The 6,019-nt window shown below is 67.8% G+C and carries 5 protein-coding genes; 1 reads left to right on the top strand and 4 read right to left on the bottom strand.

Going from position 1 to position 6,019, the window contains the following annotated elements; genetic code table 11:
* Positions 1 to 42: 42 nt before the first annotated feature.
* The 4 genes from ACH4S7_RS29955 to ACH4S7_RS29970 form a co-directional block, all read right to left on the bottom strand.
* Positions 43 to 870 carry an ABC transporter permease gene (locus tag ACH4S7_RS29955; protein WP_398524467.1) on the bottom strand — a complete coding sequence of 276 codons (828 nt, stop codon included), beginning with the start codon at positions 868 to 870 and terminating at the stop codon, positions 43 to 45.
* Positions 867 to 1,868: an ATP-binding cassette domain-containing protein gene (locus tag ACH4S7_RS29960; protein ID WP_398524468.1), complete on the bottom strand. Its 1,002-nt coding sequence runs from the start codon at positions 1,866 to 1,868 to the stop codon at positions 867 to 869. The genes ACH4S7_RS29955 and ACH4S7_RS29960 overlap by 4 nt, the downstream gene beginning before the upstream one ends.
* A 4-nt stretch (positions 1,869 to 1,872) precedes the next feature.
* A complete protein-coding gene (locus ACH4S7_RS29965) occupies positions 1,873 to 3,117 on the bottom strand; it encodes a macrolide family glycosyltransferase (RefSeq protein WP_398524469.1) in 1,245 nt (414 codons plus the stop codon).
* A 79-nt stretch (positions 3,118 to 3,196) separates the two neighbouring features.
* Positions 3,197 to 3,952 carry a thioesterase II family protein gene (locus ACH4S7_RS29970; protein WP_398524470.1) on the bottom strand — a complete coding sequence of 252 codons (756 nt, stop codon included), beginning with the start codon at positions 3,950 to 3,952 and terminating at the stop codon, positions 3,197 to 3,199.
* 298 nt (positions 3,953 to 4,250) lie between these two features.
* On the opposite strand from ACH4S7_RS29970, the gene ACH4S7_RS29975 reads away from it, so the two are divergent.
* Positions 4,251 to 5,645, top strand: coding sequence for an NDP-hexose 2,3-dehydratase family protein (locus ACH4S7_RS29975; RefSeq protein WP_398524471.1), 1,395 nt, complete (start codon positions 4,251 to 4,253; stop codon positions 5,643 to 5,645).
* The last annotated feature ends 374 nt before the right edge of the window (positions 5,646 to 6,019 follow it).

A 6,019-nucleotide genomic window follows, 5' to 3' on the forward strand; every position in this document is an offset into this window, starting at 1 on the left:
CGGCAGTGGCTCCCGTGGTGACTCCGTGGTGCTCGCGTGCGGTCAGATCCTGCGGCGGTACGCCTGGATCGCCAGCGGGGCGAGGACGGCCGTCAGCAGCACCGTCCACCCCAGCGACCACCACACCGACGTCCCCACCGAACCCGTGGACAGCAGACCCCGGAGCGCGGTGGTGACATGGGAGATCGGATTGACGTCCGCCCAGGCGGCGAGCCAGCCCGGCATGGTGTCCGTCTTGACGAACACATTGCTGCCGAAGGTGAGCGGGAACATCAGCACCCCGCTGAAGAGGTGCACGGTGGTCGCCGACTTGGCCACCAGCCCCACCAGCATCGACATCCACGCCAGCCCCGTGGCGAACACCGTGGCGAGCGCGAGCCCGCCCAGCGCCTGGAGCGGACCGGTGCGCACGTCGAAGCCCTGCACCATGCCGACGAGCAGCAGCATCACCATCCCGATCATGATCTGGAGGGTGTTGCCGATCAGATGACCCATCAGCGGCGCTATCCGCGCGATCGGCAGCGAGCGCAGCCGGTCGAACACGCCGTTGCTGATGTCCTCGTTGAGGCCGGCGCCGAACGCGAGCACCGAGAACACCGTCATCTGCACGATCAGACCCGGCAGGGCGTACTGGAGATAGCTCTCCGTACTGCCCGAGATCGCGCCGCCGAAGACATAGACCAGCAGCGCGATCACCATCAGCGGCTGCACCACGGCGAAACCGATCAACTGCCCCGGATGCGCCTTGAGATGGAGCAGATTGCGGCCGGTCAGGATCAGACAGTGCCGGACCGTCAGCCGCAGCCCCAGCCGATGCTTCTCCCGCGCCTGAGGTACCTGCGGTACCAGCGAGACCTGAGCGGTGCTCACGGCCTTCCCCCTTCCATCGGACCGGCGCCGGCCGTCGCCGCCTCGCCGGACACGGGGCCGGACGCGTCCCGGGCCGTACGGCCGGTAAGCGACAGGAACACCTCGTCCAGACTCGGCCTGCGCAGCGCCAGCTCGGTCACCTCGATACCCGCCCCGTCCAGCAGCCGCAGCACCGTGCCCGGCAGCGCCGTGTCATTGACCTGGATCCGCAGCCGGTTCCCCGACACGACCGGCTGTGACCCGCTCAGCTCCGTCACGATCCGGATGGTGTCCGCCAGCCGGTCCGGGTCGGCCGGCTGGATCTCCAGGGTCTGCCGGTCCGTCTTCGCCTTCAGCTCCTCGGAGGTCCCGCTCGCGATGGCCACCCCGCCGTCGATGACCACGATGTCGTCGGCGAGCCGGTCGGCCTCGTCCATGTACTGGGTGGTGAGCAGCACCGTCGAACCGCCCGCGACCAGATCGCGCACGATGTCCCACAGCTCGTACCGGCTCTGCGGATCGAGACCGGTGGTCGGCTCGTCGAGATACAGCACCGCGGGATCACCGACCAGACTGACCGCGAGGTCCAGTCGGCGGCGCATCCCACCGGAGTACGTCTGTGCCTTGCGGTCCCCCGCGTGCGCGAGCCCGAACCGCTCCAGCAGCTCCGCCGCGCGCTGCTTCGAGGCCGGCCTGGACAGTCCCAGCAGCCGGGCGACCATGACGAGGTTCTGCACCCCGGTCAACTCCTGGTCGACCGAGGCGTACTGTCCCGTGAGCCCTATGATGCGCCGGACCTCGTGCGGATCGCGGGCGACGTCGTAACCGCAGACCCGGGCGACGCCCGCGTCCGGCCGTAACAGCGAAGCCAGAATGCGTACCGCCGTCGTCTTCCCGGCCCCGTTGGGACCCAGAACGCCGAGGACCGTACCGGCGCGTGCCGTCAGATCGAGTCCGTTGAGCGCGGTGACCTTACCGAACCGTTTGATGAGACCTTCGGTCTCGATCGCATACGTCATGGTGTTATGGCCGGTCCCGTTCGTCGCTGTGGAAGGATCCCGCCCCGACGGCGGGCTCCGGTGCCGCTGGCTCGTTCAGCCAGCCCTCGACCGCCTGGGCGGCCCGGTAAGGGCCCCCCGCGGCCAGCATGTTGATCCGCATCCGGGCGATGCTCTGCCGCATCTCCGGATCGTTCGAGACCCGCTCCACGCTCTCCCGCAGCCGCTCGGCGGTGACCTCGTCGCCCGGCAGCGCCACACCGAGTCCGTGCTCCTCGGCCTGCTTGCCGTCGAACCGGTCGCCCGGCGTGTAGGTGACGACCACCATCGGCTTTCCGAAGGAGACCGTCTCCAGCATGGTGCCGATGCCCGCATGGCACACCACGGCGTCCACATGGGGGAGCACCGTGCCGAAGGAGAGCCACTCGTGGGTCTCCACATGGTCCGCTACCGGCCGGTCCGTGGGCAGATTTCCCGGACCGACCGTCATTATCACGTGCCAACCACCGTCGGCGAAGGCGCGCTCGCAGGTCTCGAAGAAGTCCGAGCGGTCGTTCATCTCGGTGCCCAGCGTTATCAGCACGACCCGGCGCTCACCGTCCGCGCCCGGCCAACCGCCGGTGCCGTGCTGGTTCGCCGCCATGCTGTGCCCCGCGAACGTGTACCGCTCGTCGAAGGTCTCACCCATCGGCTGGAGCTCCCGGGGCAGCAGCACGATATTGCGCTCGTCGTAGTTGACCATGAACGGCCAGACGGCGTCCGGCTCCTCGCCCTCCGCGACGAGGAAGTCCCCCACCATGCGTATGCACTCCTGGACCGAGTCCACCGCACCGTCGAACATCTCCAGCGCCAGCGAGAACTTCTCGTTGCTGGCGAAGTACGGGAAGAGCTGCGCAGTCGGTCTGTTCCACCGACGGGCGGCGATCCGCGCGGAGAAGAAGCTCTCCAGGTCGTAGAGGACCAGATCCGGAACATCGTCCGCGAAGGCGTCCAGCGACCGAGGCAGTATCACATCCATCGACTCCCGCAGGAAATCGAGGCCGAGCGCCTGTATCTCGTCACCGGACACATTTCCGCGCGGAAATCGATTGCGCTGCGAGACATAGGTGACCACCTCGGCACCCACGGCTCCGGTACGGTCCGCGAATCGCTCGTCCACGACATAGGTGACCCGATGTCCCGCCGCTATGAGGCAGCGGGTCATTTCCAGCGTCGGATTCACATGCCCGTATCCCGGAAAGAGAAAGATCGCGATGTGCTTCAACGTCATCACTCCTACATCCACGGCAGGGTGAGCGAATCAGCCCCGCGAGACAGAGATTTCGGTGAGTGGCCGTCCGGCCGGCCGTTCACCGCAGTGCGGAGGCGGGCTCGCTCAATCGCTCGTTGATGATCCGCAGTACGGCGGCCGAGTGGTCGAGCAGATAGAAATGGCCACCGGAGTACATCTGAAGGTCGAAATCGCCGTCGGTGTGCGCGCTCCAGGCCCGCACCTCGTCGTGGCTCGCCTTGGGATCGCTGTCGCCGGCCAGTGCCGTTATCGGGCTGCGCAGCCGCGGCCCCGGCGCATACACATAGGTCTCGGCCGCGTAGTAGTCGTTGCGGATGGCCGGCAGCACCATGCGCAACAACTCCTCGTCCCCGAAGATGCGCTGGTCCGTACCGCTGAGGCCGCGCAGCTCGGCCACCACGCCGTCGTCGTCCAGGGTGTGCACCCGCTCGTCCCGGTGTCGGGACGGTGCTCGCCGGCCGGAGGCGAAGACCCGCTGCGGGCCGCGCCCGGCCCGCTCCAGCCGGACGGCGGTCTCGAACGCCAGCGTCGCGCCCATGCTGTGCCCGAACAGGGCGTACGGCCGATCGACGCTGTCCAGGACCGCCGCGCTCACCTGGTCCGCCAGCTCACCGAGGTTGTCGACCATCGGCTCGTGACGGCGGTCCTGCCGCCCCGGATACTGCACCGCGAGCACCTCTATTCGAGGACTCAGCGCCTGGGCGACCGGGCGGTAGAAGGGTGCCGAACCACCCGCGTGCGGAAGACAGATCAATTGGACGGCGGCGTCCGGACTCGGAAAGAACCGCCGGATCCAGGTTTCGGTGTCGGTCATGCTGCCCTCTCTTCTCGCGAGTACGTCAGATCGCGAGCACCGCCAGCATGTCGGCGGGGTCGACCGGGCGGTGTGGCCCCCGTAGGGAATCTAGGGAAAGTCGCCGACTATCCCTCGCCGGTGTCCCGGGCCGGTGGGACTGAGTGAACCCCTAGTGTGCCGCTGCCTCCCCTAGGTGTGGTCCCGAGGACCGTGTTCACCTGGAATGCGGGCCACGGGCTCACAGGCTGAAATCCGGTCACTCCCGACCGGAAGCGGAGCGATCCGCCGACTCACTCACCAACCGGAGAGAGACCCCATGCCTCCAACCACCGGACTCGGCGTTCTCCGTCATGAAGACCCCCGACTACTGGAGCGACTGCGGGAGTCCGCGAGTGTCATCGATGGTGCCGTCACCAGCCCGGAGCGGTTCGAGAAATGGTTCTCGGAGCGCTGCGCGACGCAGGTCCATGACGTCACCCCCATTCCGTTCGCTTCGATGCGCAACTGGTCCTTCGCCGAGGGCAGCGGAAATCTGGTGCACGACAGTGGCCACTTCTTCTCGGTAGCGGGTCTGGATGTCGAGGTCGGCGACGGGCCGGTACGGAATTGGTCGCAGCCGATCATCCTCCAGCGGGAGATAGGCGTACTCGGCATCGCGGTGCGCGAGATCAACGGCGTACTCCACTTCCTGATGCAGGCGAAGGCCGAACCCGGAAATCCCAATGGGGTGCAGCTTTCGCCCACCGTGCAGGCCACCAAGAGCAATTACACCGGTGTGCACCGGGGCCGGAAGGTCGTCTACCTCGAACACTTCGTGGACGTCGAACCGCACCGGGTGATCGCCGACGTCCTCCAGTCCGAGCACGGCTCCTGGTTCTACCGCAAGCGCAACCGGAACATGCTGGTCGAGGTGGGGCCCGACGTCGAGGCGGGTGACGACTTCTGCTGGCTGACGCTCGGACAGGTGCAGGAACAGTTGCGCATCGACCACCGGGTGAACATGGACGCCCGGACGGTGCTCTCCTGCCTGCCGGGCATCGGCACCGGGACCGCCACCGACCGGGGCAGCGGTCTGCACACCGGCGCTGAAATCCTCAACTGGATCACCAACAGTCAGGCCACCTACGACCTCGGTACCACCGTCGTCGGGCTGACCGGGCTGCCCGGCTGGCAGCGGTCGGACTGGGACATCTCCCACGACCGGGGACTCTTCTTCAGCGTCAAGGCCGTGGAGGTCGTCGCCAACAGCCGTGAGGTCGCCGGCTGGACCCAGCCCCTGATCGAGCCCCATGGCATCGGCATGGCCGCGCTGCTGGTCAAGCGGATCGACGGGGTGCTGCACGCATTGCTCCACGCCCGTGTCGAACCCGGCTACATCGACACCGTGGAGCTGGCGCCGACCGTGCAGGGCACGCCGGAGAACCACGAGTATCTACGCGGGTCGGTCCATGAGCAGTTGGTGGACTTCGCGGTTCGGCGCCAGGAGGGGCGGGTGCTCTTCGACGCGGAGATGTCGGAGGAGGGCGGCCGTTTCTACCACTCCCGCAGCCGCTACGTGATCGTCGAGGTCGGCGATGACTATCCGGACCAGGAGCCGCAGGGGTTCCGCTGGATGACCATGCCGCAGATCACCTGGTTGTTGCAGCACCGGCACTACCTGAATGTGCAGGCCCGCAGCCTGATCGCCTGTCTGCGGACTTGCGCGAGCTGATGCGGGCGAGCCGATCGGGTCGGTTGATTCGGGCGGGTCGATCGGGCCCGGGTTGATCGGGTGAATCGGGTGAATCGAGTCGGTCGGGCCCGGTGAGCCGATTCGGGCTTGTGGCCGGTCCGGCTGGACGGCTGGACGACGGCTGGTCCGGGGGCGGGCCGACGGGCGCCGGATCGCGCGGGCCGGCCGGCCGGATCGACCAGCGATCAGCGAGCGGCATCGGTATCGCGCGGCCGGCCGGACCGGCCGCTGAGCGGCATCGGTACACGGACGGCATCGGCGGCCTGCGTCGACTCTCGGCATCGGTACGCGGTGCCGCTACGCGGTGCCGGGAGACGGCACGAGTGAGGGAGTAAGCGGGAGTGGTAGGGCCC

This window comes from Streptomyces sp. NPDC020965 (genome assembly GCF_044333555.1).
Taxonomy (GTDB): domain Bacteria; phylum Actinomycetota; class Actinomycetes; order Streptomycetales; family Streptomycetaceae; genus Streptomyces.

Excerpts from the sequence above, each read along its gene's own strand:
- ACH4S7_RS29960 (WP_398524468.1), bottom strand. The coding sequence starts at position 1,868 with ATGACGTATGCGATCGAGACCGAAGGTCTCATCAAACGGTTCGGTAAG.
- ACH4S7_RS29965 (WP_398524469.1), bottom strand. The coding sequence starts at position 3,117 with ATGACGTTGAAGCACATCGCGATCTTTCTCTTTCCGGGATACGGGCAT.
- ACH4S7_RS29970 (WP_398524470.1), bottom strand. The coding sequence starts at position 3,952 with ATGACCGACACCGAAACCTGGATCCGGCGGTTCTTTCCGAGTCCGGAC.
- ACH4S7_RS29975 (WP_398524471.1), top strand. The coding sequence starts at position 4,251 with ATGCCTCCAACCACCGGACTCGGCGTTCTCCGTCATGAAGACCCCCGA.